Origin of the sequence: Vibrio jasicida CAIM 1864 = LMG 25398 (assembly GCF_000400365.1) — a bacterium.
GTDB classification, from domain to species: Bacteria; Pseudomonadota; Gammaproteobacteria; order Enterobacterales; family Vibrionaceae; genus Vibrio; species Vibrio jasicida.
On the sequence record NZ_BAOG01000273.1, the window covers coordinates 1 to 221 of the forward strand.

The 221-nt window shown below is 48.4% G+C and carries 1 protein-coding gene; it reads right to left on the minus strand.

All coding sequences use genetic code 11. The features are described from left to right. On the minus strand, nt 1-221 hold a 221-nt coding region (locus tag VJL_RS29625; protein WP_038882519.1), incomplete at both ends, for a hypothetical protein.

Sequence of the window (221 nt, forward strand, 5' to 3'; positions counted from 1 at the left end):
CCATCAGTAAGCGTAACTATGTCGAGGTCAACTGAAGCCTGACCTGCTGGTACTTCAATACTTGTTACGCCAGTAAAGTCAGTACCATCTTGAGCCGTACCAGAGTATTCGAACTCAACCGTTACTTTCTCATCAGCGACTTGATCCAAGCTCACAGTAAAGCCTGCGGTTTGACCTTCGTTGACGCTATCTTGGTCGGCGACAATGCTGACTTTCGGTGC